General features: G+C 72.7%; 23 protein-coding genes. 16 read left to right on the top strand and 7 right to left on the bottom strand.

Annotated features, from left to right (window positions below; genetic code table 11):
- The first annotated feature begins 78 nt into the window (after positions 1 to 78).
- From CRP50_RS25195 to CRP50_RS15440, 10 genes are all read left to right on the top strand, one after another.
- On the top strand, positions 79 to 957 hold the full coding sequence (locus tag CRP50_RS25195) for a hypothetical protein (RefSeq protein WP_141415171.1): 879 nt from the start codon (positions 79 to 81) through the stop codon (positions 955 to 957).
- 59 nt (positions 958 to 1016) lie between these two features.
- A complete protein-coding gene (locus CRP50_RS25190; RefSeq protein ID WP_141415170.1) occupies positions 1017 to 1343 on the top strand; it encodes a hypothetical protein in 327 nt (108 codons plus the stop codon).
- A 143-nt stretch (positions 1344 to 1486) separates the two neighbouring features.
- Positions 1487 to 1681, top strand: a complete 195-nt coding sequence (locus CRP50_RS15470) for a hypothetical protein (RefSeq protein WP_097280079.1) — start codon at positions 1487 to 1489, stop codon at positions 1679 to 1681.
- A 72-nt stretch (positions 1682 to 1753) separates the two neighbouring features.
- On the top strand, positions 1754 to 2008 hold the full coding sequence (locus tag CRP50_RS25615; protein ID WP_176525194.1) for a hypothetical protein: 255 nt from the start codon (positions 1754 to 1756) through the stop codon (positions 2006 to 2008).
- 173 nt (positions 2009 to 2181) lie between these two features.
- Positions 2182 to 2364, top strand: coding sequence for a hypothetical protein (locus CRP50_RS15465; protein ID WP_097280078.1), 183 nt, complete (start codon positions 2182 to 2184; stop codon positions 2362 to 2364).
- A 428-nt stretch (positions 2365 to 2792) separates the two neighbouring features.
- The gene (locus tag CRP50_RS15460; protein WP_097280077.1) at positions 2793 to 3542 is read left to right on the top strand and encodes a metallophosphoesterase; all 750 of its coding nucleotides are present in this window, start codon (positions 2793 to 2795) and stop codon (positions 3540 to 3542) included.
- Positions 3543 to 3724: 182 nt separating this feature from the next.
- A complete protein-coding gene (locus tag CRP50_RS25180) occupies positions 3725 to 4483 on the top strand; it encodes a hypothetical protein (RefSeq protein ID WP_097280076.1) in 759 nt (252 codons plus the stop codon).
- A 4-nt stretch (positions 4484 to 4487) separates the two neighbouring features.
- A complete protein-coding gene (locus tag CRP50_RS15450) occupies positions 4488 to 5759 on the top strand; it encodes an outer membrane beta-barrel protein (RefSeq protein WP_097280075.1) in 1272 nt (423 codons plus the stop codon).
- Positions 5759 to 6298 (top strand): polysaccharide biosynthesis/export family protein, encoded by a 540-nt coding sequence (locus tag CRP50_RS15445; protein ID WP_097280074.1) that lies wholly within the window; start codon positions 5759 to 5761, stop codon positions 6296 to 6298. Before CRP50_RS15450 ends, CRP50_RS15445 begins: the two co-directional genes overlap by 1 nt.
- Positions 6298 to 7596 carry an O-antigen ligase family protein gene (locus CRP50_RS15440; protein ID WP_097280073.1) on the top strand — a complete coding sequence of 433 codons (1299 nt, stop codon included), beginning with the start codon at positions 6298 to 6300 and terminating at the stop codon, positions 7594 to 7596. The genes CRP50_RS15445 and CRP50_RS15440 overlap by 1 nt, the downstream gene beginning before the upstream one ends.
- Positions 7597 to 7860: 264 nt before the next feature.
- Here the strand turns inward: CRP50_RS15440 and CRP50_RS15435 are convergent, their stop codons facing one another.
- Genes CRP50_RS15435 through CRP50_RS15410 form a run of 6 tightly spaced genes read right to left on the bottom strand, consistent with a single transcriptional unit; the run spans position 7861 to position 15193 of the window.
- Complete coding sequence (locus tag CRP50_RS15435) at positions 7861 to 10062, bottom strand: Wzz/FepE/Etk N-terminal domain-containing protein (RefSeq protein ID WP_097280072.1); 2202 nt, start codon at positions 10060 to 10062, stop codon at positions 7861 to 7863.
- Positions 10047 to 11153, bottom strand: a complete 1107-nt coding sequence (locus tag CRP50_RS26140) for a glycosyltransferase family 4 protein (protein ID WP_176525193.1) — start codon at positions 11151 to 11153, stop codon at positions 10047 to 10049. The genes CRP50_RS15435 and CRP50_RS26140 overlap by 16 nt, the downstream gene beginning before the upstream one ends.
- The gene (locus CRP50_RS15425) at positions 11150 to 12307 is read right to left on the bottom strand and encodes a glycosyltransferase family 4 protein (protein WP_097280070.1); all 1158 of its coding nucleotides are present in this window, start codon (positions 12305 to 12307) and stop codon (positions 11150 to 11152) included. Before CRP50_RS15425 ends, CRP50_RS26140 begins: the two co-directional genes overlap by 4 nt.
- A complete protein-coding gene (locus CRP50_RS15420; RefSeq protein WP_097280069.1) occupies positions 12304 to 13731 on the bottom strand; it encodes an O-antigen ligase family protein in 1428 nt (475 codons plus the stop codon). The genes CRP50_RS15425 and CRP50_RS15420 overlap by 4 nt, the downstream gene beginning before the upstream one ends.
- On the bottom strand, positions 13728 to 14405 hold the full coding sequence (locus CRP50_RS15415; protein WP_176525192.1) for a sugar transferase: 678 nt from the start codon (positions 14403 to 14405) through the stop codon (positions 13728 to 13730). Before CRP50_RS15415 ends, CRP50_RS15420 begins: the two co-directional genes overlap by 4 nt.
- Positions 14402 to 15193 (bottom strand): WecB/TagA/CpsF family glycosyltransferase, encoded by a 792-nt coding sequence (locus CRP50_RS15410; RefSeq protein ID WP_097280067.1) that lies wholly within the window; start codon positions 15191 to 15193, stop codon positions 14402 to 14404. The genes CRP50_RS15415 and CRP50_RS15410 overlap by 4 nt, the downstream gene beginning before the upstream one ends.
- Positions 15194 to 15591: 398 nt before the next feature.
- On the opposite strand from CRP50_RS15410, the gene CRP50_RS15405 reads away from it, so the two are divergent.
- Positions 15592 to 18750 (top strand): hypothetical protein, encoded by a 3159-nt coding sequence (locus tag CRP50_RS15405; RefSeq protein WP_141415167.1) that lies wholly within the window; start codon positions 15592 to 15594, stop codon positions 18748 to 18750.
- A gap of 85 nt (positions 18751 to 18835) precedes the next feature.
- Here the strand turns inward: CRP50_RS15405 and CRP50_RS15400 are convergent, their stop codons facing one another.
- A complete protein-coding gene (locus tag CRP50_RS15400; RefSeq protein WP_097280065.1) occupies positions 18836 to 19312 on the bottom strand; it encodes an HIT domain-containing protein in 477 nt (158 codons plus the stop codon).
- A 146-nt stretch (positions 19313 to 19458) separates the two neighbouring features.
- On the opposite strand from CRP50_RS15400, the gene CRP50_RS15395 reads away from it, so the two are divergent.
- From CRP50_RS15395 to CRP50_RS15375, 5 genes are all read left to right on the top strand, one after another.
- Positions 19459 to 20397 (top strand): DMT family transporter, encoded by a 939-nt coding sequence (locus CRP50_RS15395; RefSeq protein WP_245913497.1) that lies wholly within the window; start codon positions 19459 to 19461, stop codon positions 20395 to 20397.
- Positions 20398 to 20664: 267 nt separating this feature from the next.
- Positions 20665 to 21087: a DUF420 domain-containing protein gene (locus CRP50_RS15390; RefSeq protein ID WP_097280064.1), complete on the top strand. Its 423-nt coding sequence runs from the start codon at positions 20665 to 20667 to the stop codon at positions 21085 to 21087.
- A gap of 48 nt (positions 21088 to 21135) precedes the next feature.
- Positions 21136 to 22551, top strand: coding sequence for a cbb3-type cytochrome c oxidase subunit I (locus tag CRP50_RS15385; RefSeq protein WP_097280063.1), 1416 nt, complete (start codon positions 21136 to 21138; stop codon positions 22549 to 22551).
- 133 nt (positions 22552 to 22684) lie between these two features.
- Positions 22685 to 23551, top strand: a complete 867-nt coding sequence (gene cyoE, locus CRP50_RS15380) for a heme o synthase (RefSeq protein WP_097280062.1) — start codon at positions 22685 to 22687, stop codon at positions 23549 to 23551.
- Between the two features lie 149 nt (positions 23552 to 23700).
- Positions 23701 to 25143: a cryptochrome/photolyase family protein gene (locus tag CRP50_RS15375; RefSeq protein WP_097280061.1), complete on the top strand. Its 1443-nt coding sequence runs from the start codon at positions 23701 to 23703 to the stop codon at positions 25141 to 25143.
- Positions 25144 to 25175 lie beyond the last annotated feature (32 nt).

Genomic DNA, 25175 nt, shown 5'->3' with positions numbered 1-25175 from the left:
GTGGGTTGACCTTCATTGCGGGAGGTATATCTGTATCGAAGGTACTACGATACGGTACCGTACTACGGGAGTATTCCTATGCAGGTGAAGGCAACAAAGGAAGCTGTGGAAGTGGCAGCTGCCCAGCTCATCGCGCAAGGTGAAAACGTCACTTTGGACGCAGTTCGGCGGATCACTGGGGGCAGTAACAGCACCGTGGCACGGCTGCTTCGCGAGTGGCGCGCGGCTAATGAGGGTCACGAGGCAGTCCTATCGGGTTCTGATCTCGCAACGGAGACCGCTGATGCTGACGAGCTTGCAGTAATCGACGGAACAGCACAGAAGATTCGGCAGGCCGTCGAGGATATGGCGCGTCATTTCCAAAGGGGCTGCGCGCAAAGGCTAGCTGACCAGCAGCGAGCCCATGACGCTCTACTGACGCAGGAGCGCGAACGGCACGGCCGCGCTGTTAGCGCCGCGTTAGAACGCCAAGCACGGGCGGAGGCTGAACTAGACGCAGTCGCGACCGAGAGCGAAGAGCGAGCACAAAAAGTCGAGCAACTGTTAGCTGAGAATGCGGCTCTGGAGCAGGAGCGTGACGACGCTCGGGTGCAGGAAGGGGTTCTGCGGAAGGAGCTGAGCGATGAACGGACCGCACATGAGCGCGCGGTTGCTCAAGCCGACAGCTGTCTAGCAGCGGCGAAGCTGCGAGGTGATCAGGCCGAAGCGCAGGCAAATCTGCTTCGGGAGGCTGCGCCGAAAATGGAGGAGAGGGTAAGCTGCTTGTCCGACCGCCTGGAAGCGGTGCGCCGTGATCTCGACGCTGCTAATGCCGAGGTCGCTGAGCAACGACATCGCGCCGCTCTCGCTGAAGCTATGGCGGATGAGGTAGCAAAGCGCGCCGCGCAGGCTGAGGAAATAGTAGCTGACCTGCGCAAGCGTCTTGCGACGGGCCTGGAATCGTCCGGAAAGTCTTGATCGCTCGTGAGCACAGGTGGGCATGCCTGCTCGGTGGCCTGGGACGGGAGGAACTGATCGTGGATGAGGCTATCGGTGATACCGTAATAGGCTACCGCCTGCATTCATTAGCGGGTTCGCCACCTAAGAAGGCTCTAAGCCTAGCGAAGGTCTGTATCTACCGCGGGCACGCCTACGTGGTGGCCGACTGCATGACGGTCGTTGGGGCTGCTGATGACCGCTGCCTCGGCGCGATCCTTCGGAATGTTGCGGCCGCCGTCGCCGGGCTCGAGTGCGTGAAGCTGGTGCCGGAGGAAGATCTGCCGTCGATCAAGGCTAGCTGGCATGACCAAGTTCCGGAGCCGGTTGCGCGCATTGCTGAGATCAGCAGGGATGCCGCTCGATGACTAACCGCTCGTCCAGACGAACGCCTACGTCACGATGCAGAACCTGATGCGTGTCGGCCTGGACCTGGTGTCCGCCAAGTGCGAGTGGCCGCGAATTGCGGGCGGGCCGTCAAGATCTGCTGGACGCGCGAGGGAGAGCGATCATGCCGAAGAACATGACTGTTGGTGATCTGCGGGCCGCACTCGCCAAGTTCACCGACGACATCCCTGTCTGTGTCTCCCTCTGGGAGGGAACCGGCGGCACGGAGTACGCAGAGATCGCGATCGTCGAATATTTTCGTCGGCGGCAGCTAGAGAGGCAGGCACTGCGCCGCGTCCATCAGTCTGTCGGTAGGTGACGAACCAACCGCCTCGGCTAACTGTACTGTGGAGGCCAACCTGAACGGTGACATTTGATGCCAAGGATGACCGTGGATGATCTGCGCGCTGCACTTGCGCAATACAATGGAAAAGTGCCAGTGACCATATCAGTGCTCGATCACGATCGGATCATCGAGTGCGACGACTTTTGGGTTATCGACATGATCAGGGTTCAGTATTCGAAGCGAACGGGGCAGCCGATCCCGAACTCGGGCAGACTTGTCGGGGTTAAGATATCGGTCGATTGTCGCGGAGGGGCGCCAGATGAAGACCTCGAACCGGTGGATCCAGATTCGGGATTTTGATGGCCTCCGGCACAGGCTGCGGCCGTGGAGCATTATCGCGCTGTCAGACGCAGATCATGCTGGCGACACTACAGCGATCACGATCCAAGGCGGCCGCGTCATCATTATCGCTGAGCCGCTGGACGTTGTTGCAGCCGCTGTAGAGAAACATGAAGCGGTAGGAGGGCGGGGCCATGCTGACCTTGAGCGCTGAGATCAGCGAGATTTCATGTATTCAGATCGAGTCGAGCGACGTCGGGGCTCTTAAAAACTATATCCGCACCGGGACTGGCGCATCGGTCGCAATCACGGGCCCCGCGATAGCAGAGAAGTTGGCGCGTGCGCTGGCCGAGGCGCGTATGCACGCCCACCTTTAATTCTCCTTGACGAGTCTGCGGTCGACGATCTGCGGTTCGGGCGCATGGAGTCATCCACGCGCCCGTTCTCATGCCTGGAACCACACAAGATGTTGTGTTCGGCGGATCGCGCGGATTTCGTCGCCTGGGCCAACAAACGCGCCCCGGGCTAGCAGTCGGGCTAGCAAAATAAGCGAGCGGCCTGAGCCCGGGAAAGACAGCATGACATCGTTCGTAGTGGAAAATTTGAGCAATTCTGCTGGTTTAAGGATTCCCTAGGGGTCTCAGGTGGTCTTGCTTTGTTCTTGACGACCTGATTACAAATCAGGTGCTCTACCAGCTGAGCTATACCGGCGTGCCGTCTATATACGCGGGCGGGGCACCGGGCCGCAACACCTAGCCGCCGTCGGGGCCTTGTCGGCGGGGACCGGCGGAGCTACCTCCGGGGTATGACACCGCCTTCCGCCACCTCCGCCTGCGTGCCGCCCGGCCTGCGGATCTATGCCGTCGGCGACGTGCACGGGCGGGCCGATCTGCTCGACGTCCTGCACGCCCGCATCGTCGCCGAGGTGCGGCGGGACCGGCCGGCGCGGGTGGTGCTGGTCGGCCTCGGCGATCTGGTCGACCGCGGGCCGGCCAGCCGCGGCGTGGTGGAGCACCTGCTGGCACCGCTGCCCGAAGGGTGGTCGCGGGTGACCCTCGGCGGCAACCACGAGGACATGATGCTCGGCGCCATGGACGGCAGGCCGGGGGCGGCGGCAGCCTGGCTCGGCAACGGCGCGCGGGCGACGCTCGATAGCTACTACGCCGCCGCCGGCCGCCTCACGCCCGCCGACGACCGCGCGGCGGTGGCGGGGCTCGCGGACGTGATGCCGCCGCGCCACCTCCGCTTCCTGCGCGGCTTGAAGACGACGTGGCGCTGCGGCGGGTACTTTTTCGTCCATGCCGGCGTGCGGCCGGGCGTGCCGCTGGACGACCAGGACCCCGACGACCTGCGCTGGATCCGCCGCCCCTTCCTCGACAGCGAGTGCGACTTCGGCGCCGTGGTGGTACACGGCCACACCATCGCCCCGCGACCGGTGGAGCGGCCCAACCGCATCGGCGTCGACACCGGCGCCTTCGCCGGCGGCCCACTGACCGCCGTGGTGCTGGAGGGGGCGACTCGGCGGTGCCTCCAGGCATCGGAGGGATGGGTGTAGCTGCCTCCATAAGATGCTGAAATTGGCGTGAAACTCTCTAAGGCTGCTGCCCGATGCCCGGATGAGGGCGGTGCGGGCGCGTGCGCGCGGCGCGGCGTTGCAGCCGGAGCGGGAGACCGCTAATGCTTGGCCGTGATGGGCTTCGGCAGGGGGATGCCCGCATGGGCGGTCGGAGGAGCAGGATGACGGCGGCGGTGGCGCTGGCGGCCGTGGCGGCGGCGGTCGGTGCCGGTCCCGTCGTCGCGCAGGCACCCGCCGTGGCGTTCGAGCCGGTGCCCGGCCTCGACGTGGTCGATCAGGTGGTGACGGCGCTCGCCTTCGAGCCCGACCCCGCCTTCGCCGCCCTGCTGTTGGAGGCCGCGGTGCTGCACCTGGACGGTGCCGACCCGGCGGTCCTGGCCGAACTGCTGGATGCCGTCCTGCTGAGCCTGCCCGAGGACGCCGCGCGCCGCCTCGCCCCCGCCCTGGTCGCGCAGCTGGCGGGCCGCGACGCCGACCTGTTGGCGGATCTCGCCGCGGCCGCGGCCCCGGTGCTCGGCGTCGAGGCCATGGACCTGGGGGCGGCGGCGCATCGGCTCAGCGCGCCGGTGGCGGCCGTGCCGTGGGCCGGCGGTCATCGCACCGGCACTACGCCCACCGCGGTGCTGCGGGCGGAAATCCCGCTGTCGGGCATCGAGCCGCTGCCGCTGGACACGCTCGTCCCGCAGGCGGCGGCGGACCTCGACCTGACGTGGTGGGTGGAGCGCTTCCTGGAAGTGCTGCCCTACCTGACGCAGGCCGATCTGCAGGGGATCGCCACGCTGTGGGGCCTGACGCCCGAGGATCTGCTCGCCCTGCAGGACTGGCTGGCGGTTCAGGGCATCGACCTGCCGGCGGCTCCGGCTCCTGCGCCGCTGCCGCTGCCGCCGCCCGACCCCGGCCTCACCGCGAGCCCGTGGTGAGGCCATGCGGCGGTTGCTCCTGTCGGTCCTCATTCTGCTTTCCGCCGCGCCGGTCCACGCCGCCGACGCGCCGCTGCCGGCCCCCGGCGAGCCGTTGGAGCCGCGCCAGGCGGCGCGCAGCGGCTATGCGCCGCAGGGCCTGCGCCTGGGCGCGGTGACGCTGTTCCCGGAGGTCGACCTGCGGCGCGGCTACCGCGAGGAGATCTTCGCCATGGGCGACGGTGCCACGCGGCGCGGCTGGGTCTCCACCGCCGCGGCGCGCCTGCGGGCGGAGGCGACGGAGGGGCCGTGGGGCGCGGCGCTGCGGGGCGACGTGGAGCGGGCGACGGGCCCGCAGACCTTCGTCGGCGACGGCATCCAGGGCGGCGGGGCGCTCGATCTTCGGCTCGGCCTCGGGCGCATCGCCGTCGCCGATGCCGAAGCCGGCTGGCAGCATCGGCTGGAACCGCGCATCGCGCCGACCGTCGCCGGTCAGGCGGCGGAGCCGGTGCCGGTGTCCTCCGCCCATGCGGCGGCGGGCCTGCGCACCGCCCATGCCGTCTTCACCGGCGCCGTGCGGGCCGAGGTGCAGCGCCTGTCCTTCGGCGACGTGCCGCGCCTCGGGGCCTTCAACGGCGCGCCGCTGCCGACGGAGACCAACGGCGACCGCGACCGCACCAAGGCCATGCTGTCGGGCGAGGTCGCTTGGCGGCCGGGCGGCGTTTCGGCGGTCTACGTCCGCGGATCGGTCGCCGACATCGACTATGCGCAGGACGCCGATGACGCCGGCTTCCGCCGCGATGCCGCGACCCACGAATTGCTCGCCGGCGTGGCGCTGGGCCGGCCGGAGGACTGGCGCCTGTTCGTGGAGGTGGGGCGCATCGGCCGCAGCAGCAGCGACCCGCGCATGCCGGCGGTGTCGGCGCTGGCGGTCAATGCCGGGGCGACCGTGGCGGTGACGCCGCTGGTGACCGCCCAGGTGGCCGGCGAGACGCTGGTGGCCGAGACGACGCGGGCCGGCGTGCCGGCGGTGCTGGTGCGGCGCGGCACGCTGGAGATCGAACACGAGGTGCTGCGCAGCGTCATCCTGCTGACCACCGGCGAGGTGGCGTGGCACCACTACGTCGACGACGACCGCGACGACATCGCCTTCTCCTACGGCGGCGGCGTGCGCTGGCGGGTCGGGCCGCTGGCGCGGGTGGAGCTGATGCTGCGCCAGGACTCGCTGAACACGGAAGTGGAGGCTGAACGCTGGCAGGCGGTCGAGGGCACCCTGCGGCTGGCGGCGAGGTTCTGATGCGGGCGGTGGTGGCGGCGGTGCTTCTCCTGTGCCTCCTCGTGCTCGCCCCGCCGGTACGGGCGGAGGCGCCGGCCTATCGCCTGGGGCCGGGCGACGCCCTGCGGCTGACGGTGTTCGGCGAGGACGACCTGTCGGGCGCCTTCACCGTCGATGGCTCGGGGCGCGTCTCGCTGCCGCTCATCGGCGAAGTGCGGTTCGGCGGCCTGACGCTGCCCGAGGCCGAGGCGGCGGTGACGGCGCGGCTGGCCGACGGCTACCTGAAGGAGCCGCGCGTCGCGCTGGAGGTCACCAACTACCGGCCCTTCTACATCCTGGGCGAGGTGCGGGAGCCGGGCTCCTTCCCCTATGCGGCGGGCATGACGGTGATGTCGGCGGTGGCGCTGGCCGGCGGCTTCACCTACCGCGCCGACGAGGACGACATCGAGATCACCCCGGGCGCCCGCGACGGCTCCCCCGCCGGCCCGGCGCAGCAGGCGACACCGGAAACGCCCGTGCTGCCGGGCGATGTGGTGCGCATCGGCGAGCGCTTCTTCTGATGGAGCGCTGGGCCTTCCGGGCGGCGCTGGCGGTGGTGGTGCTGGCACCGCTGGCGCTCGGCGCCAACCGGCCATGGGCGTGGCAGGCGCTGGCGGCCGTGTTCGCCGTCCTCTGCTTCGTCCCGCAGAGCGGCAGGGCAAGGGTGCCGCGGGGTGCGGCGGTGCTGTGGCTGGCGGCGCTGGCCTGGGCGGCGGTGCAGGTCTTCGGGCTGGCCCCGCCGGTGCGGCCCGATCTCTGGGCGCAGGCGGCGGAGGCGCTGGGGCAGCCCGTGCCGGCGCGGGCGGTGCTTGATGCCGATGCTGCGGCGGCGGGGCTGCTGCGGCTGCTCACCTGGACGGTGGCCTTCTGGCTGTTCCTGCACTGGGCGACCTCACGCCGGCGGGCGGCAGTGGTGGTGGCGGCGATCGGCTGGGCCGGTGTGGCGTGGGCCGCCGTCGCGCTGGCCCTGCTGGCGGCGGGCGACCGCCTCCCGTTTGGGGAGAAAGTGCAGCACCTGGGCTTCGCCACCGGCCCCTTTCCCAACCGCAACACCCTGGCGCTGTGGCTCGGCATGGCGGCCTGTGCCCTGGCGGCGGCCGGGGTGCAGCGCGGGGTGTGGCGCTCGGTGCGGCGTGGCTGGGCGTGGTGGCTGGGCGCCGCGACGCTGGCCGCGGCCCTGGCGGCGACGCAGTCGCGGGCGGGGCTGGTGGTGGCGGCGGTCGGGCTCGCGGTGGCTGTGGCGCGGCTGGCGCGGCCCGGTTGGGCGCTGGCGGCGGTGCTGGCCGGGGGGATGCTGCTGGTGGCGACGCCGGTGAGCCTGCGGCTGGCGGCGACCGCATTGGACCCGGCGGCGGAGCCGCGGCTGGTGGTCTGGGCGACGACGCTGGAGGGCATCGCGCGGGCACCGTGGACGGGCATCGGCCTCGGCGCCTTTCCCGCCGCCTTCGCCGAGGTGCGGCCGCGCGCGCTGTTGCAGCCATGGCGCTACGCCCACAACAGCTATCTGGAACTGGCGTGGGAACTGGGGGTGCCGACGGCGGTCGCCGTGGTGGCGGCACTGGCCGGCATCGGCTGGCGGCTGCTGCGGACCGGCTCGACGACCGCCGCGGCGGGCCTCGGGGCGCTGGTGGCGGCCGGGCTGCACGCCCTGGTCGACTTCAGTCCGCAGGTGCCGGCGGCGGCGCTGCTGCTGGCGGTGCTGCTCGGCTCAGGCTGCGGGCGAGCAGGCGCGGTCCCGCGGCATCCCGTGCCCTCCGCCGATCCACCGCCCAGGCCAGCGCCGCCTGATCCAGCACCAGGGCCTGTTCCGCCGGGGTGAAGCCGTCCCACGCGGTGGCGGCGAGCGGCAGGCGGGCGAACAGCAGCGGCCGGTCGGTGGGCGCAGCGCGCATGGACAGTGCCACCGCCGCCGCCACGGCGCGCGGCGGCTCGCCCTCCTGATGGCGGTCCCAGGCGAGGCGGGCCCAGCCGTGCGCGTCGAGCGGCCGCCGGGCGAAACGGTCTTCCAGCCCATCGGGTGCCGCCGCCGTCCACCCCAGCAGGCCGGCCAGCGCCAGCCCGAGCGCGCCCGAGACCAGCCGCCTCACCCCCGTCGCGCCCCGTAGTAGGACGCATAGCGGCCATAGACACCGGCGGCGTCGCCGTAGCCGTAGCGGGCGTGGCGGGCGAGGTCGACGCGCGTCACCACCGGCAGCGGCTCCACCCCGGCGGCGAGCAGTGCCCGCACGCCTTCCGCCGCCACCTCGCGCGGCGTGTCCTCCCACCGCACGGCGAAGAGCACGTGGTCGGCGCGGCGGGCGAGCAGCCGGCCGTCGGCCACCGGCAGCACGGGTGGCGCATCCACCACCACCACCTCGAACCGCGCCTTGAGGGTGGCCAACAGGTCGGCCAGCGCCGGCGCCTCGGCGATGTCGAGCGCCGCGAAGCCGGCCCGGCCCGCCGGCAGCACGGTCAGGGCGGAGCGCGGATCGGCCACCAGCGCCGACTCCAGGTCCGCCGTCCCGGCCAGCACGTCGACCAGCGTCGGCCCCTCGGCGAGCCCGAGCGCCGCCGCCACGGACGGCCGCCGCAGGTCGCAATCCACCAGCACGGCGCTGCGCCCTGCCTGGGCGGCGGCGCGGGCGAGCCACAGGGCGAGGGTGGTCTTGCCCTCTTCCGGCAGCGACGAGGTCACCGCCACCACCCCGAGCGGCGCGCCGCGCGCCTTGACCATGAGGGCGGCCCGCAGGGTCCGCACCGCTTCCGCCGCCGCCTCGGCGGGGGCGTCGAGCACGGCGTCGGGCACCGGCCGCCCGCGCGGTGCCAGCGGGATCATGGCGAGCGGCGGGCGGCCCGTCGCCGCCTCCACGTCGGCGGCGGTGCGCAAGGCCCGGTCCAGCCGCTCGCGCAGGAAGGCGAGCGCCACCCCGGCCGCGAGCGAGGCGGCGACGGCGACGAGCAGGGCCGGCAGGCGGCGCGGGAAGCTCGGCTCCACCGGCGCGACGGCGGCGGAGACGATGCGGGCGTCGGGTTCCTGCAGGCTCTGCTGCTGGGTGGTTTCCTTGAAACGGGCGAGGAAGCTCTCGTACATCAGGCGCGTCGCCTCCGCCTCGCGCTCCAGTTCGCGCAAGGTGATGGCGGCCTCGTCCTCGCGGGCGTCGCGGCCCTGCAACTCGGCCAGGCTGCGGACGAGGCTGTCCTCGCGGGCGCGGGCGACGCGCACCTCGTTCTCCAGCCCCTTGGCGATGGCGGAGACCTCGGCGGCGATCTTGCGGCGCAGGTCGTCCAGTTCCGCCGTCACGTCGATCATGCGCGGGTGCTTGTCGCCGTAGCGGGCGGCCAGTTCCGACTGCCGCCGCAGCACCGCCGTTTCCTGCTCCTTCAGCTTCTGTACCAGCGGCGAGGCGATGGCTTCCGGCGCCGTCGCGGGGTCGCGGGCGCCGCGCATGGCGGCCAGCCGCGCCTCCGCCTCCGACCGCCGCGACTTGGCCAGGATGAGCTGGCTGTTGACCTCGGCCATCTGCTGGCTGGTGAGCGCGGTGCCGCGCGCTTCCGTCAGGCCGTGGGCGGCGCGGTAGTCGGCGACGGCCTGCTCGGCCAGGCGCACCTCGTCGCGCAAGGCGGCGATGCGGGCGTCGAGCCAGGCGTTGGCGCGGCGGGTGGCGTCGAACTTGGCTTCCAGCTGGGCGGTCAGGTAGGCCTCGGCCAGCGCGTTGGCGAGCGCCGCCGCCCGCGCGGGCCGCTCGCTCTCCACCTGCACGGCGATGACGCGGGAGCGGTGGACGGGCTTCACCGCCACCGCCTCGCGGAAGGTGTCGAGCGCCGCGGCATGGGCCTCCGGGCCGGCCGGGTCGCGCGGCAGCGGGCGGCCGAGCAGCAGGCGGTCCCACCCCTCCGGCAGGGCGCGCAGGGCGGTGCCGAGCAGGCCGGGCGGCGTGAGGGCCGGGTTGAACTCGGGGTCGTCGTAGATGCCGTGCGCCGTCGCCACCGTATGCAGCAGGGCGCGGGCGTGCAGCACCTCGGCCTCGGTGAAGACGGTCTGGGCGTCGGCGGGGGCGCCGGCCAGCACCGCGTCCATGGCGACCACCCTGGCCGGCGGGGCCGCCACCATGACGAGGGTGGAGGCGGTATAGCGCGGCGTCGCCAGGAGCAAGGCCAGCGCCGTCAGCCCGACGCCGAGGCCGGTGACGGCGACGATGGTCGCCCGCCGCCGCCACGGCACGGCGAGCAGCGCCCGCAGATCGGCGCCCGGCAGGGCGGAGGCGACGGTGGCGGCCGGCGCGGCCGGGGTCAGGGCGTCAGGCACGAGCGGTAGACCTCCACCAGGAGCGGCGCCACCACCGGCGCGGCGAAACGGCGTTCGAAGGCGGTGCGGGCGGCCGTGCGCATGGCCGGTGTCACGGCGTGGACGGCACGGGCGAGGGCGTGGCTGTCCTCGCCGGGCACCAGCAGCCCGGTGACGCCGTCGTCCACCAGCTCCGGCAGGGCACCGGCGGCGGTGGCGACGACGGGCGTGCCGCAGGCGAAGGCTTCCACCACCGCCCGGCCGAAGGGCTCCGGCCACAGGCTCGGCACCACCACGGCGCGGGCGCGGCCCATGGCGTCGAGCACCTCGGCGTGCGGGCGTCGGCCGTGCAGGGTGACGCCGGGCACGCCGTCCAGCGCGCTCGCCATGGGGCCCTCGCCGTAGACCTCGAGGGGCGGCAGGTCGCGGTGGCGGCTCCAGGCCTCGGCGAGGCAGCCGACGCCCTTCTCGTCCGTCAGCCGGCCGGCGTAGACGACGCCGCTGCCGCCCGGTCCGGGCGCGGGCGCCGGGTCGACCATGTTGGGGACGACGGCCGTCGGCCAAGTCTCGGGCAGCACGGCGGCGACGGCGCGGCTCGGGCAGACGAAGCGCGTGACGCGGCGCCACGTGCCGATGGAACGGTGGACGGCGAGGGCCAGGGCGGCGGCCGAGGTCGCCGCCCGGTCGCCCCGCCAGCAGGCACGGCCGAGCGACGGCCAGGCGAAGGGCCGGGCGATGCAGTCGTCGCACGGCGCGCCGGCACGCCAGCGGGTGGCGGCGGGGCACACCAGCCGCCAGTTGCGCAGGGTCTGCACCACCGGCAGGCCCAGGCGGGCGGCGGCGCGGTGGACGGCGGGCGACAGGCCGGGGAAGAAGTTCTGCACGTGCACCACGTCCGGCCGCTCGGCCCGCACGCGGCGCACCAGCTCGGCGGCGGCGCGGCGGTTCCAGGCGGCGCGCAGGAAGGCGCCCGGGCCGGCGGCGGCCTCCGGCGGCAGGGTCCACGACTGCACCGTCACTCCGGCGGCGGCGAGGGCGCGCGTCTCGGTCTCCACCGAAACGTCCTCGCCGCCGGGCCGGCGGTAGCGGGCGTGGACCATGAGCACCTTCATTCGCGCTGCTTCGCCTCCCATTCCACCTCTTCCCAGTCGGCTTCCGGCATGTCCGGCAGGGCGGCCGGCTGCGGCGGCGGTGCCGGTGCGGTCTCGGGAACGCCCAGCAGGGCGGCGAGGCGCGCGCGAAAGGCGCCGTGATCGAAGCGGCCCTCGATGAGCGCATGGCCCTTGCGGCCCATCTCGCGCGCCGCCTTGGGGTCGAGCAGCAGGCGGTGGATGGCCGATCCCACCTGCCCCGGCGGCGCGGTGAGGCCGGTGACGCCGTCCTCGATCAGCCAGGCGGCGGCGTCGTCGGTGCCGCCGATGACCGGCAGGCCGTAGGACCACGCCTCGATGAAGGCGAGGCCGGACCCCTCCTTCTTCGACGGCAGCACGACGGCATCGGCCTCGCGGTAGACCTTGGCGAGCGCCGCGTCGTCGAGCGGCCCGAGGAACTCGACGCGCCGGTGGACGCCGTGCTCGATGGCGAAGTCCCACAGGGGCTCGATGAGCGGTCCGGAGCCGACGATGCGGTAGCGCAGCGCCGGAAAACGCTCCAGCAGGCGCGGCATGGCGCGGATGACGAGGCCGACGCCCTTGTTCACGTCGCGGACGCCGAGGCGGGCGACGGTGAGCAGCACGTTGCCGTGGCGCCGCTCCACCAGCTCCTGCGGGCCGTCCACCGCCTGCGGGAACAGCACGAAGCGGTCGCGCGGGATCTGGTAGCGGCGGCTCATGCGCTTCAGCGTCGTCTCCGACAGGGCGGCGACGGTGTGCAGGCTCTTGCGGGCGGCGAAGAACTCCCACCCCGGCGTGTGGCGGTGGGCGGCGTCGCCCCAGACTTCCGGCCCGTTGGCGAACAGCACCACCTTGCATTTGGGCGCCACCACGCGGGCGATGGCGGCCAGCGGCAGGAAGTCGGCGTGGGCGAGCAGCAGGACGTCGGGCCGTTTGGTCAGCAGGTGCATGCCGACGGCGTCCATCACCGGCTTCTTCTTGCCGTCGCCGGTGCGGAAGGGGGCGGGGCACGGCGCGTTGGGCGGGTCGAGCACGGAAAAAACCTGCGGCTTGACGCCTGGCAGCTCGTTGAGGCAGCGGATCAGCCGGCGGTTGAACTTTTCCATGCCGCCCTGGGCGAACCACGCCCCGAACATGACGAAGGTGACCTTCACGCCGCGATCTCCTGGTGTGCCTGCATGCCGTCGTGCGGCGACGCTACCACCGCGGGGCGCGTCTGCGCCACCGCCGCGCCCGCCACCAGGCCGAGCGCGAGGAAATACTGCCACGTCAGGAAGATGCCCGCGTTGAGGTAGCCGGCCGCCTGGCTGCCGAGCAGGAAGGCGGCGGCGAGGCGTCCGTCGGCGCCGCCGCGCGGCAGGATCAGCCGCAGCAGGCTGCCCTGGAAGGCCAGGAACAGCAGCACCGCCGGCGCACCGCCGTAGAGGGCCAGGGTCACGAGCACGTTGTGGGCATAATGGGCGGCGGCGATCTCCGGCGCCAGCGGCAGGTTGGCGGCGTAGCGCGGGTCGGCCCCGGCGCCGACGCCCGTCAGCGGGTGGGCGCGCAGCACGTCGAGCAGGGCCGTCCAGGCGTCCAGCCGCGCCTCGATGGTGCCGACGGTCAGCCAGCGGCGCAGGAAAGGGTCGTCGGCGGCTGGCGCGCCGGTGAACCACAGGTCGTAGGCGGCGCCACCGAGCCACAGGGTGAGCGGAAACCCGAGCACCGCCGCCGCCAGCACCAGCCAGGGCCGGCGGAAGGAGCGCAGGCCGAGCAGCGCCCAGGCCGCTCCGGTCACCGCCAGCGCGGCCCAGGGCGTGCGGCTCTGCGTCAGCACCAGCCCGACCAGCGCCGCCGCCCAGGCGAGCGCCGTCCAGCCGCGCGGCAGGCGGGCGAGGTGGACCAGCACCAGCGCCCCCACCAGCGCTTGCCCCCAGGTGAAGGGGTCAGCGAACAGCGAAAAGATCCGCCGCTCCCAGCTGTCGCCCACCATCCAGGCGAAGACCTTGCCGGCCTGGATGGACCGCTCCGCTGCCCCCACCGCCCAGGCGAGATCGAGCGCCGTGTAGCCCGCCGGCCCTTGCCACAGGCCGTAGAGGGCGGAGGCGACGCACACCGCCGCCGCCGCCCGTCCGATGGCGGCGCGGTCGCGCACGGCGAGCGCCGGCAGGAACAGCAGGGCCGGCACGATCTCCTGATGCAGCGCGCCCAGCCGCTGGAACCACGGCGCGCCCACCGGGGACAGCAGGGTGCACAGGCTCACCCAGGCCACCAGCGCCAGCAGCCACAGGGCCGGCGCCGGCAGCCGCAGGCGGGGCAGGGCGGCGGCGAGGGCGGCCGCCAGCAGGAGCGTCGGCAGAAGCTGGACGCCGTAGTAGGCCGCCGTCGAGCCCTCCCCGAGGACGAAAGTCAGGCGCTTCAGCAGCTCCGCCAGCGGTTCCGCCACCAGCAGGGCGGCGATCAGGCCGCCGACGCTGCCGCCGGCCAGCAGCACGAGCAGCACCAGCGCCACCACGGCCAGCACCAGCGCGCCCATCCCGCCAGCCACGGCACCGGCGGCGACGGCGGCCGGCACGGCGGCGAGTGCGGCGAGCCTCACAGGCAATGGCGCCCGCTCCGCAGCACCAGGGCGGTGCGGGCCAGCAGCGCGAGGTCGAGCGCCGGGCTCCAATCGCCGACGTAGGCGAGGTCGAGGCGCTGCATCTCGGCGAAGGAGCGGTCGCGCCGCGCCACCTGCCACAGGCCGGTGAGCCCCGGCCGCATGCGGCCGCGCAGGCGGCGCACGCTGCGCGGCAGGCGCTTCATGTGGTAGGCGGGCAGGGGGCGCGGGCCGACCAGCGACAGGTCGCCGCGCACCACGTTCCACAGCTGCGGCAACTCGTCGACGGCATAGCGGCGCAATGGGGCGCCGATGCGCGGCAGGATGCGCGGGTCGTCGGCCAGCTTGCAGGTCGCCGCCCACTCGGCGCGGGCCTGCGGGTCGGCGGCCAGATGCTCGGCGAGGCGGCGGTCGGCGTCGCGGCACATGGTGCGCAGCTTCCACAGCACGAAGGGCCGTCCGTGCCGGCCGATGCGCACCTGGCGGTAGAATACCGGGCCGCGATCGGTCAGCCAGACGGCCGCCGCCGCGGCACCGATCACCGGCAGGGCGAGCAGCAGCAGCGGCAGGCCGAGCATCAGGTCCATGCGCCGCTTGACGCCCTGCCAACGCCGCAGGTCCAGCGGCCGCGCCGGCGCTCCGACGGTGGATATGGTACGACTACGTATGGTCATACCGGCCGCCGTCGCAACAGGTCGCGCATCGCCAGCGCCGCGAAGACGGGCAGGGTCTGCAGGTAGCGGCGGCCGAGCCGGCGCGGCTCCATGGCGAGGCGGAAGGCCCATTCGAGGCCGCTGCGCTGCATCCAGCGGGGCGCCTGCGGCACCGTTCCGGCGGCGAAATCGAAGGCGGCGCCGACGCCGATCATCACCGTCGCGGCGGCACGGCTGCGGTTGGCGCGCATCCACAGCTCCTGCTTCGGCGTGCCGAGGCTCACCCACAGCACGTCGGCCGGTGCCGCCCGCAGGGCCGCCAGGGCGTCGGCGTCCTCGCCCGGCTGCGGCCGATGGCCGACGGGGCGGAGCGGCAGGGTGTCGGCCAGGGCGACCGCGAGCCCGGGATGGCGCCGTGCCATCTCCGCCGCCGCCCGCGCCGCGACGCCCGGCGCGCCGCCGAGGAATGCATGGCGCAAGCCGGCGGCGCGACCGAGGTCGCACACCCGGTCCATGAGGTCCGGGCCGTAGACCCGTTCTGCCCCGCGCGCGCCGGCCAGGCGCTGCAGCCAGACCAGCGGCATGCCGTCGGCGGTGACGAGGCCGGCGGTGCGGTGCGCCTCTGCCAGGGCTGGGTCGCGGCGGGCACGGACGAGGCCGTGGGCGTCGCGGACGCAGACGTGCATGTGCCGCCCGTCGTGCGCCGCCGCCACGATGGCTGCGGCGGCGCCGTCCAGTGTCAGGCAATGCACGGCCGTGCCGAGGAGGGCGACATGCCGTACCTCATCCAGGTTGTGGATCGCCGTCACGGGCCTCCCCCGCCATAGCCCTCGCGCAAGCTGCGCAGTTCATGCCTCCTGCGGTACTACCACGGCGCTAGGAGTGATTGCCCGTCGAAGTGCGGCGGCGCGAATCGTTCCGGCGGTGTTCGCGCCTGTTCGGCAGCCATGAAGCGCGACCTTAGGGCGCTGCCGATCCATAGTGGTAGCGGCTCGGCCCGCACCGCAGCGACTCGGCCGTTCTCCGCGCTGGAATGCGCGCCGCGCGGGGTGTACTCTGCGCACCTTCCTTCCTGCTTCCTCCCTCTGCCCTCAGGAGTACCGGTGCGGTGATGCCCGACGAGGCGAAAACCAGCGGCGCGCAAACCCCGTCCCCTTCCGCTTCCGTCACGCCTCTGCCCGCCGCCGCCGCGGCGGTGCCGGCGTCCGTGGACGATCTGCCGCCGCCGGCTCGCGGCGGGGGCCGCTGGCTGACTGCAGTAGCGCTGGTGCTGACGGCCCTGTGGCTCGGCTGGTGCGGCTGGTACGTCACCGAAACGATCGGCTGGGTCCGCGTGCCGACGCTCGCGCCCGAGGTGTTCGGCGGGCTCGCCAGCGGGGCGCTGGTGCCGGTGGCGCTGCTGTGGATGGTGGTGGCCGTGCTCGACCGCGGCCGTGCCATGCGCCGGGAAGCCGAGCTTCTGCGCGAGCATCTGGCGCGCCTCACCTATCCCGACGGCGCGGCCAAGGAACGAGTGACGGCGGTGACCGCCGCCCTGCGCCAGCAGGTCGACCTGCTCAACGCCGCCAGCCGTCAGGCCGTGGAGCGGGCCGAGACGGCGCGCGCCGTGCTGGCCGAGGAAGCCCGTGAACTGGGCCGCATCACCGGCCGCGTCGACAGCGAGGCCGGCGGCGCGGCGGAAGCCCTGAAGGGTCAGATCACCGCCCTCGAAGCCCTGGTGACGCGCGCCGAAGCGGTCGGCAAGGCGCTCGCCGGTCAGGTCGAGGATCAGGCCGCCAAGCTCGACGGCACCCTCGGCAAGGTCGAGGACGGCGGCAACCGGCTGGCGGAAGTCATCGCCGGCCAGCGCAAGGCCATGGACGAACTCTCCGAACAGACGACGGCCCGTGTCTCGGCGCTTGAAAGCCTCGCCGAGCGCGAGGAACAGGCGGTCGAGCGGGCCGAGCGGGCGGGGGCGGCCCTGCGCGAGGCCTCCGACGCGCTCACCCGGTCCACCGGCGAGACGGTGGCGACCCTGACCGAAAGCGCCGGCCGCATGGAAACCTCGGCGGCGCGCGTCGGCGAACTGGCGCAGCAGGCCAAGGGCGACGTGGCGGCGGTGGCCGACGCCCTGGACGGCGTGGCGAAACAGGCGCTCGACCGCACCGACCTGGCGCTCAAGGCCCTCGGCCAGGCGCGCGACGGCATGACCGGCGCGGCGGAAAGCGCCGTCGAGCGGCTGGGCGGCGTCGAGGAGAAGACGCGTGCCTATTCCGACAGCATCGGCGGCATGGCGCGCGACCTGACCGCCCACCTGGAAAAGGCCGGCGCGACGGCGCTGGAGCGCGTGCGGGCCCTCGGCATCGCCACCGACAACATCGGCGCCCGCGCCAAGGAAGCGGCGGAAGACGTGCGCGCCCAGACCGACATGCTGGAGCAGACGGCGGTGCGCGTGCAGCGCCAGACCGGCTCGCTGCGCGGCGGGCTGGAGAAGCAGGTGCAGGACGTCGACGCCGTCATCGCCCGCCTGTCGGAGCAGATCGAGGGCGGCCAGAAGGCCCTTCAGGGTCAGGTCGAAACCCTGCAGGCCGCCGCCGGCGACGCCCTGGAACGGCTGGCCAAGCTCACCGAAGGGGTGCAGGGGTCGGCGCGCGAGAGCGATGCCGCCATGGCCCGGGCCGCCGAGGCCGCCGCCGCCTTCGAGCAGCGCCTCGGCGCCCTCATGACCGCGGCCGGCGACACCCAGGCGCGCCTGACTGCCATCGCCGACGGCCTCGCCGCCGCCCGCGAGCAGGTGGAAACGGCCGCCGCCGGCGCCGACGAGCGCCTGTCCGGCCTCAGCGGCGTGTTCATCGAGCGCGCCCGCAAGATCGTCGCCGCCCTCGACAAGGCGCTCGACGAGGTGGTGGGCAACGCCGAGCAGCGCGCCGACACCCTGTCCGACGCCTTCGCCCGCAAGGCCGAGGAGGCCAAGGCCGCCGTCGATGGTGCCGTCGGCGCGGCGGAAGCCCGCCTGATCGCCGCCGGCGACGCCATCCGCGGCCAGGCCGACACCCTGTCGACCCTGGTCGAGCAGTCGTCGCAGCAGGCCGAGCAGCGGTTCTCCGTCCTCAGCGCCCATGTCGCCAAGCGCGCCACCGGCCTGCTGGTGCCGGTGGACGAGGCGGCGCGGGCGGTGGAGGCCCGCCTGTCCGGCGTCGGCGACGGCCTGGAGGCCAAGGCCGCCGAACTGGCGCAGGTGGTGGACCAGAGCGCCGGCACCGCCGAGCAGCGCGTCGCCGCCCTCATCGCCGCCCTGGAAGGCCAGAGCGCCGCCCTCGGCGCCCCGGTGGAAGCGGCGGCGGCGGGTATCGAGCGGCGCATGGAAGCCCTCGGCATGGACCTCGGCAAGCGCACCCGCTTCCTCGCCGAGCAGGTGGACAAGGTGGCGGGCGACGCCGAGGAACGGCTGCTGACGGCCGCCACCTCCCTCGGCGGCAGCGTCTCCAGCCTCGCCCAGGCGGCCGAACACGCCGCCGACGCCCTGGCCGCCACCGACAACGGTGTGCGCGAGCGGGCCGAGGTGCTGGCGCAGATCACCGACGCCGCGCTCGCCCACATCGGCGACCTCGCCGGCAGTATCGACCAGACGGCCCGCCGCCTGCACGACGTGGTGGTCAACGGCTCGACCGCAGTCGGCGAGACGGCCGAGGCGCTCGACAACACCATCGCCACCTACCGCGACCAGACCAAGGCCATCGCCGACGAGATGCGGCTGGCGAGCGAGGACTTCCGCGTCCGCTTCCGCGACCTCGGTCGCACGTCCGACGAGGCCATGGAAAAGGTCACTGCGGCGCTGGAGTTCATGCGCACCCAGGCCGACAGCCTGGCCGCCGCCGGCGACCGCCTGTCGGACCAGACCTCGCGCGCCGGTTCCGCCTTCGAAACGAAGGCCGACACGCTGGCTCGCATGGCCGACCGGGCGGAGGAAAAGCTGCGCCTGCTGGAGGCCCAGCGCGACGCCGCCGACCTGCAGCGCTTCCTCAACGGCGCGGTGTTCATCATCGAGCGGCTGCAGTCCATCGCCGTCGACATCACGCGCTTGTTCAGCCCGACGGTGGACGAGGACCTGTGGCAGCGCTACTACCGCGGCGACACGAGCGCCTTCCTGCGCCACGCGGCGCGCGCGCTGACCCGCCGCCAGGCCGGCCAGATCCGCGAGCTCTACGAGGCCAACGGCGACTTCCGCGACTACGTGAACCGCTACCTGAGCGAATACGAGACGCTGCTGCGCGCCTCCCGCCAGACCGACCGCGCCGAAGTGCTGGCGGCGACGCTCACCAGTGCCGACATGGGCAAGCTCTATCTGGTGCTGGCCCGCGCGGTGGGGCGTCAGCTGGAGGGCTGACTACGGACGCAGGCGGCGGTCGTTGCGGTGGGGGAACGGTAGGGGCGGCCGCCTCGCGGTCCGCCCCTGTCGGGCGCGGTGCCCTTCAGTGCACCGTGCGCGAGGCGGGGGCGACGGCCGCCGCGGGGGCCGGGTCGCCCTTGGGGGCACCCAGTTCCGGCGGCGTGATGGCGTCGCGCAGGCGGGCGAGCACATGCGGCAGTTCCGCCGCGTCGTAGGGTTCCGCCGGGCGCACGCCCCACACGGGCTTGGGCCATGCCGGGTCGTCGGCGAAGCGGGCGATGACGTGGACGTGCAGTTGTCGCACCATGTTGCCGAGCGCCGCCACGTTCATCTTGTCGGCCTTGGTGAAGCGGTGCAGCAGGTCGGCGGCCTGGGCCGTTTCGTCCATCAGGCGCACGCGATCGTCGCGCGACAGCTCGTGCACCTCGCTCACACCCTCCCGCTGCGGCACCAGGATCAGCCAGGGGTAGGTCCGATCGTTCATGAGCAGCACGCGGCACAGAGGCCAGCGCGCGATCTCCACGGTGTCGGCGGCGAGGCGGTCGTCGAGGCTGAACATGGGACGCATCCCGGGACGGATGGAAACGGGCCGCTATCCTGCCCCATCGGGGACCGCCTGTCACGGCGAGAACGGCCCTTGGTCCGCATGGCCGGCCTGCGGCATGGTAGCCTGCAAAAAACACCCCACCCGGAGACACGTCCCCCTTGTCCGTCACCCCCGCCGCCGCCGATGCCGATACGCGCCGCCCCTGGTGGTCCTCGCCCTATCTGATGCTCGTCATGCCGCCGCTGTTCTGGGCCGGCAACGCCATCGCCGGGCGTCTGGTGGCCGGCGAGATCTCGCCGCTCGCCCTGTCGTCGGTGCGCTGGGCGCTCGCCATCCTGCTGCTGCTGCCGTTGACGGCGGCCGGCGTGCGGCGCCAGTGGCCGGTGATCCGGCGGCGGTGGAAGGCGCTGGCGGCGCTCGGGATCCTGTCGGCGGGCCTGTATAACCTGCTGCTCTACATGGCGCTGCAGACGACCACCGCCATCAACGTCACGCTGGTCAATTCGGCCATGCCCATGACCATCGTGCTGGTGTCGTGGATCTGGCTGCGCGACCGGCCGAGCGGCGGCGCCATGGCCGGCATCGCCCTGTCCATGGTGGGCGTGGCGGTGGTGGTGAGCCGCGGCGAGCTGGCGGTGTTGCTCGGCCTGGAACTGCACCAGGGCGATGCGCTCATGCTGCTGGCGGTGCTGGTGTGGGCGCTTTATTCGGTCATGCTGCGGGCCCATCCGCCCGGCCTGACGCCCGGCGTGTTCCTGACGGTGCAGATGAGCGCCGGCCTCCTGTTCCTGCTGCCCTTCTACGGCGTCGAGATCGCGCTCGGCGGCGGCGCCGTGCCGCTGACGTGGGAGATGGCGCTGGTGCTCGCCTATGTGGCGACGGGGCCGGCCATCGGCGCCTTCTATTTCTGGAACCGCGGCGTGGCGGAGGCCGGGGCCAACACGGCGGGGCTCTACATCAACCTGCTGCCGGTGTTCACCGCCGTCCTCGCCGTGGTGTTCCTGGACGAGGTCTTCCGCTGGTACCACGCCGCCGGCCTGGCGCTGATCTTCTCCGGGATCGCGCTCGCCACCCTGCGCCGGCCGCGGGCGAGATAACGCGCCGCCGCCCCGAAACACGCGCGGGGGCCGGTTGTTTTTTCCCGCAGCGGCAGGCATCATCTACCCGAGCTTTTTGCACGGGTATTGTCCCGCAACCGATCGCCGCCCACGCAGGCGGCGGCGCCAGAACAGCGAGGGGACCGCCATGACCGACTCCGGCCGCAAGACCCGCAAGATCCTGACGGCGCTGGCGCTGCTCGCGCTCGCCGGCGGGTTCTACCTCAGTGCCTTCGTGATGCTGTCCAACGGCTGACCGGGGGCGCCATGGACACCGCATCCACCCTGCCGCACCTCAACGCGGCGCTCAACGGCGTCACCATCGTCCTGCTGCTGGCGGCCTTCGTGCTCATCAAGCAGGGCAAGGTGCAGGCGCACCGCAAGGCCATGCTGGGCGCCATCGGCGTCTCGGCGGTCTTCCTCGCGTCCTACCTCGTCTATCACTTCACCGCGCCGATCTTCCAGTTCCGCGGCGAGGGGGCGATCCGGCCCGTCTATTACGTCTTCCTGGTCAGCCACGTGCTGCTGGCGGCGGTGGCGACACCCATGATCCTGGTCACCGCCTGGCGCGGCCTGCACCGCGCCGACGCCCGCCACCGGGCCCTCGCCAAGGTCACCTGGCCGGTGTGGATGTACGTGTCCGTGTCCGGCGTGGTCGTCTACTGGATGCTCTACCACGTGTACGTCTGAGACGCCCGATCCGCCCGTTCCGTTCGCTGCAACGAGGTGCTGCCTCCGATGAGCCGTGACATCGCCGCCGACGGTGTGCCTTCCGCCGCCTCCGCCCCCGACCTGCGGGTCGGCGCCGTGGTGTTGCAGCGGGAGTTGCACGGCTGGGCGGCGTTGAGCGTCGCCGCGCTCGCCATCGCCGGGGTCTTCGTGCTGCTCATCGTGCCGGCACGCACCCCCGGCCTGCAGGACCTGCTGCCGTGGGACCCCAACGTCTTCTTCCGGCAGGCCCTGGTGACGCACGTCGTGTTTTCCGTCGTCATCTGGTTCCTCGGCACCCTCGGCGTGCTGAGCGTGCTCGCCACCGACCGCATGACCGGCAAGTCGCGCTCCGACCTGCGGGCGGCGTGGCTCGGTCCGGCGGGGCTCGGGCTGACGGTGCTGAGCATGGTGATGCTGGTCGCCGGCACCTTGGCCGGTCTGGGCAATCCGTCGTTGAACAACTACGTGCCGGTGCTGGTGCATCCGCTTTATTACGCCGGGCTCGCGGTGCTGTTCACCGGCGTCGCCCTGCCGGTGGTGCGGCTGCTGCTCAACATCGCGGGGCGGGAGGTGCCGGAGCCCCTGCCCTGGGGCGTGGCGGCGGTGGGGCTGACCTATCTGGCGGCGCCGGTGTGCTTCGTCTCGGCCTGGATGCAGTTGCCGGCCACGCTGACGGCGGAAGTCTACAACGAGCAGCTGTTCTGGGGCGGCGGCCATGTGCTGCAGGTGGTCAACACCGGCCTGCTCATCGTCGGCTGGCACATGGTGGCGCGCAACGCCTGGGGCGAGCACATCCTGCCGCGCCGCCTGTTCAGCCTGGTGACGCTGGCCCTGCCGGCGACGGCGGCGGCGGGCGTCGTCTACACCGTCGGCCGCGACGTCATGAGCAGCGACCACTACCAGGCCTTCACCGACCTCTACCTCTACGCCCTGGTGGTGCCGGCGGCGGTGGCCATGGCGGGGCTGGCGCAGGTGCTGTGGCGACGGCGGGCGAGCCTGACGTGGCGCGATCCGGCGACCCTCGGCCTCGTGCTGTCGCTGGTGCTGTTCGGCATCGGCGGCGTGCTCGGCTACGGCCTCGGCCACGGCGACACCCGCACGCCGGCGCACTACCACGCCGTCATCGGCGGGGTGAACCTCGCCCTCATGACCCTGTTCGCCACCGTCGTGCTGCCGGTGCTCGGCCGCGGCTTCGGGCGGGCGCGGGCGGTGCTGTGGTTCCTCGCGCTCTACTTCGCCGGCCAGACGGTGCATTCGGTCGGCCTGTTCGTGGCCGGCACTTTCGGCGTCGCCCGCAAGACCGCCGGCGCCGAGCAGGCCCTCGATTCGCTCGCCAAGACGGCCGCCATGGGGGTCATGGGGCTCGGCGGCCTGATCGCCGTGATCGGCGGCGTCATGTTCGTGTGGATGGCGTTGAAGCGGCTGTGGCGGCCCGCGCGTTGACCACGCCGTGGGGGATCGCCGGCCTGCGTTCCGCGGGGCCACTTGCCAATATCCGACTGCTCGTGTCAGGCTATTTCCCATAACGAACAACAGAGGGGCGGCCGTCGCAAAGACCGGCCCCGTGGGAGGCGCCATGACCCTGAAGAGCTATCTCGAGCTCTGCAAGCTGCGCATCGGCTTCATGATAGCCCTGACCGCCATGGTCGGATATGCGGCGGTCGCAGACCAGCTGGACGTCACACACCTTCTCCTGCTCGCGCTCGCCATGCTGCTCGGCTCTGCGTCGAGTTCGGTCTTCAACCACTTCTACGACCGCGACATCGACAGCCTGATGAAGCGCACCGCCAAGCGGCCGCTGGCGACCGGCGCCATGGCCGATCCCCGCGCCGCCCTGTGGCTGGCCGCCGGGCTGCTCGTGGTGGGATGTGGGCTCGCCACCGTCACCTTCAACTGGGCGGTCGCCGTGCACCTGTTCCTCGGCGCCTTCGTCTACGGCATCGTCTATACGGTGTGGCTGAAGCGGCGGACCTGGCTGAACATCGTCATCGGCGGCGCGGCGGGCAGCTTCGCCATCATGGCCGGCGCCGCCGCCGTCGATCCCGGCCAGTGGCTGCTGCCGGCGGTGATGGCCGTCTTCCTGTTCCTGTGGACGCCGAGCCACTTCTGGGCGCTGGCCATCCTGCTGCGCGAGGACTACGCCAAGGCCGGCGTGCCCATGCTGCCGGTGCTGGTGGGCGATGCCCAGACGGCGCGGGCCATCCTGTTCAATTCGGTGCTGCTGGTGGGATCGTCGCTGGTGCCGTGGATGATGGGCGGCCTGGGGCCGGTCTACGGCGTGCTGGCGGCGGCCTTCGGCGTCCACTTCCTGTGGAAGAACTGGCGCCTGGTGAAGGACCCGAGCCATGCCGAGGCGCGGCGCGTGTTCTTCGGCTCCATGAGCTACCTCGGCGGCGTCTTCCTCGCCGTGGTGCTCGACAAGCACCTGCCGCCGCTGTTCTGACGGCGGAGGCATGGCGGCCGGCGGTTCTCGCGCGGGTTGCAGCGGAAAAAGTTCGGCGGGCGTTGATCGGAAAACCCGCACGGCCCGTATAATCCGGTGATTTCATACGGGTTTCCGACCATTTCCCCGCCGCATTGCACGAGACCGCCATGGCCGCTTCCGCCCCTGCCCCCATCGTCGTCCTGTTCCGCGACGACCTCCGCCTCGCCGATCACCCCGCCCTGCACGCCGCCGCCGGACGCGGCGTGCCGGTGGTGCCGCTCTTCGTCGTCGACCGCGACCACGGTCTCGGCGACGGCCCGACCGCGCGGCCCTTGGGTGGAGCGGTGCGGTGGTGGCTGCATCACAGCCTGGAGCGGCTGTCGGCGGGGCTGGCGCGGCTCGGCGCCCCGCTGGTGCTGCGCGGTGGTCGTCCCGCCGACGTGGTGCCGCAGGTGGCGGGCGAGGCCGGCGCCGCCGAAGTCTTCGTGATCGGCAGCCTCGACCCCGCCCAGGCGGCGGCCGAGAAGCGTCTCGCGGACGCGCTGGAGCGCCAGGGCGTCCGGCTGGTGGTCTTCCCCCACGACCACCTGATCGACCCCGCCCGCCTGCGCAACGGCAGCGGCCAGCCCTATCAGGTCTACACCCCCTTCTTCCGCGCCCTGCGCCAGGGCCTGGAGCGCCCGGTCACTCTGCCCGCTCCGGACGCCCTGCGCCCGGCCTCACCGGCGCCGGCGCCGGAGTCGCTCGCGTCCTTCGGTCTGCTGCCGACGGCGCCCGACTGGGCCGGCGGCCTGCGCGATACCTGGACCCCCGGCGAGGATGCTGCCTGGACCCGGCTGCACGCCTTCCTGGAGACCCACGTGGCCGGCTACCGCACCGGCCGCAACATCCCGGCCGAGCCCGCCACCTCCCGCCTGTCGCCCCACCTGCGGTTCGGCGAGATCACCGCCCGCCAGGTGTGGAACGCCGTCTCCGCCATGGCCGAGGGCCAGGGGGCGGAGACCTTCCTCGGCGAGATCGGCTGGCGCGAGTTCTCGGCCTATCAGGTGGTCCACCACCCGGACATGGCGCGCCGTTCCCTGCGCCACGAATACGACGCTTTCCCCTGGCGCGATGCGCCCGACGAGCTGCGGGCCTGGCAGCGCGGCCGCACCGGCTATCCCATCGTCGACGCCGGCATGCGCGAGCTGTGGCAGACCGGCTGGATGCACAACCGCGTGCGCATGATCGTCGGGTCGTTCCTGGTGAAGGACCTGCTGTTGCCGTGGCAGATGGGCGAGGCGTGGTTCCACGACACCCTGGTCGACGCCCATTGGGCCAACAACCCGGCGAGCTGGCAGTGGGTGGCTGGCTGCGGCGCCGACGCCGCGCCTTACTTCCGCATCTTCAACCCGGTGCTGCAGGGCGAGAAGTTCGACCCGCGCGGCCACTACGTCCGCCGCTGGGTGCCGGAACTGGCGGGGGTTTCCGACCGCCTCATCCACCGCCCGTGGGACAGCCCGCTGGAGGTCGCCCGTACCGGCTACGCGCAGCCCCTGGTCGACCACGGCGCCGCCCGCCACCGCGCCCTGGCCGCCTGGCGCGGCCTCAAGGACGAAGCGGCGGAGTAGGAGGGGCGGGGCCGTGGCGCCCGCCACCCCGC

Source organism: Caenispirillum bisanense, from assembly GCF_900230255.1.
Lineage (GTDB): Bacteria > Pseudomonadota > Alphaproteobacteria > Rhodospirillales > Rhodospirillaceae > Caenispirillum > Caenispirillum bisanense_A.
This window is presented reverse-complemented; position numbering and strand designations above follow the sequence as displayed.

What these genes read in the sequence shown, in the direction of transcription:
- CRP50_RS15450 (WP_097280075.1), top strand. Translation starts at nt 4,488, where the DNA reads ATGCGGCGGTTGCTCCTGTCGGTCCTCATTCTGCTTTCCGCCGCGCCG.
- CRP50_RS15470 (WP_097280079.1), top strand. Translation starts at nt 1,487, where the DNA reads ATGCCGAAGAACATGACTGTTGGTGATCTGCGGGCCGCACTCGCCAAG.
- CRP50_RS15385 (WP_097280063.1), top strand. Translation starts at nt 21,136, where the DNA reads ATGAGCCGTGACATCGCCGCCGACGGTGTGCCTTCCGCCGCCTCCGCC.
- cyoE (WP_097280062.1), top strand. Translation starts at nt 22,685, where the DNA reads ATGACCCTGAAGAGCTATCTCGAGCTCTGCAAGCTGCGCATCGGCTTC.
- CRP50_RS26140 (WP_176525193.1), bottom strand. Translation starts at nt 11,153, where the DNA reads ATGAAGGTGCTCATGGTCCACGCCCGCTACCGCCGGCCCGGCGGCGAG.
- CRP50_RS25195 (WP_141415171.1), top strand. Translation starts at nt 79, where the DNA reads ATGCAGGTGAAGGCAACAAAGGAAGCTGTGGAAGTGGCAGCTGCCCAG.
- CRP50_RS25180 (WP_097280076.1), top strand. Translation starts at nt 3,725, where the DNA reads ATGACGGCGGCGGTGGCGCTGGCGGCCGTGGCGGCGGCGGTCGGTGCC.
- CRP50_RS15445 (WP_097280074.1), top strand. Translation starts at nt 5,759, where the DNA reads ATGCGGGCGGTGGTGGCGGCGGTGCTTCTCCTGTGCCTCCTCGTGCTC.
- CRP50_RS15390 (WP_097280064.1), top strand. Translation starts at nt 20,665, where the DNA reads ATGGACACCGCATCCACCCTGCCGCACCTCAACGCGGCGCTCAACGGC.
- CRP50_RS15460 (WP_097280077.1), top strand. Translation starts at nt 2,793, where the DNA reads ATGACACCGCCTTCCGCCACCTCCGCCTGCGTGCCGCCCGGCCTGCGG.
- CRP50_RS15440 (WP_097280073.1), top strand. Translation starts at nt 6,298, where the DNA reads ATGGAGCGCTGGGCCTTCCGGGCGGCGCTGGCGGTGGTGGTGCTGGCA.
- CRP50_RS15375 (WP_097280061.1), top strand. Translation starts at nt 23,701, where the DNA reads ATGGCCGCTTCCGCCCCTGCCCCCATCGTCGTCCTGTTCCGCGACGAC.
- CRP50_RS15400 (WP_097280065.1), bottom strand. Translation starts at nt 19,312, where the DNA reads ATGTTCAGCCTCGACGACCGCCTCGCCGCCGACACCGTGGAGATCGCG.
- CRP50_RS15465 (WP_097280078.1), top strand. Translation starts at nt 2,182, where the DNA reads ATGCTGACCTTGAGCGCTGAGATCAGCGAGATTTCATGTATTCAGATC.
- CRP50_RS15415 (WP_176525192.1), bottom strand. Translation starts at nt 14,405, where the DNA reads ATGACCATACGTAGTCGTACCATATCCACCGTCGGAGCGCCGGCGCGG.